General features: G+C 67.2%; 1 protein-coding gene. It reads left to right on the forward strand.

Annotation, left to right across the window (positions count from 1 at the left end; translation table 11 throughout):
• The coding region (locus tag B2W70_RS13470) for a helix-hairpin-helix domain-containing protein (RefSeq protein ID WP_286746422.1) at positions 1 to 898 on the forward strand (898 nt) is incomplete at its 5' end.
• Positions 899 to 944: the final 46 nt, after the last annotated feature.

The following is a 944-nucleotide window of genomic DNA, read 5'->3' on the forward strand; positions in this document are numbered from 1 at the left end:
CGTGCCGGGCGAGCGGCCTGCCTACGTTCCCAACTTCCGCATGCCCCCGCAGTGCCCCATCTGCGGCAGCACCGTGGTGCGCGAGCCGGGCGAGGTCAACCACCGTTGCTCCGGCGGCCTGTTCTGCGCCGCGCAGCGCAAGCAGGCGCTGCTGCACTTCGCCCAGCGCCGGGCCATGGACATCGAAGGCCTGGGTGAAAAGCTGGTTGACCAGTTGGTGGAAGGCGGCATCGTTCGCACCCTGCCTGAGTTGTACAAACTGGGGCTGGCCAAGTTGACCGGGCTCGACCGCATGGCCGAGAAAAGCGCGCAGAACCTGATCGACGCGCTGGAGCAGAGCAAGCAAAAGGCCACGCTGCCGCGCTTCCTGTTCGGCCTGGGCATCCGCCACGTGGGCGAAACAACTGCCAAGGACCTGGCTCGCCACTTCGGCAAGATGGGTCACAAGGGCGACGAAAACAAAGACGGCATCATGAACGCCAGCTACGAGCAGCTGCTGGCCGTGCGCGACGTCGGCCCGATCGTGGCGCAAAGCATCCGCACCTTCTTCGACCAGGCGCACAACTGCGAGGTGGTCGAACAACTCCGGGCAGCTGGCGTGAACTGGCCCGAGCACGAGCCTTCGGCCGAAGCCGATGCCGCCACATTGCCGCTGTTCGGCAAGACCGTGGTGCTCACCGGTACCCTGCCCACGCTGGGGCGCGAGGAGGCCAAGGCCATGCTCGAAGCCGCTGGCGCCAAGGTGGCCGGCTCGGTCTCCAAGAAGACGCACTACGTGGTGGCGGGCGCCGAAGCGGGCAGCAAGCTGGACAAGGCGCAGGAGCTGGGCATCACCATCCTGGACGAGCAGGGGCTGCGTGACCTGCTGGCAGCACCACCTTCCTCAGGCCTCGCCTGAGCCTTCGACACGCCCCGCCTGGATGGCATGCGCCTGCAGCAGCGCC

The organism is Aquabacterium sp. UBA2148 (assembly GCF_002328915.1).
GTDB lineage: Bacteria > Pseudomonadota > Gammaproteobacteria > Burkholderiales > Burkholderiaceae_C > Aquabacterium > Aquabacterium parvum.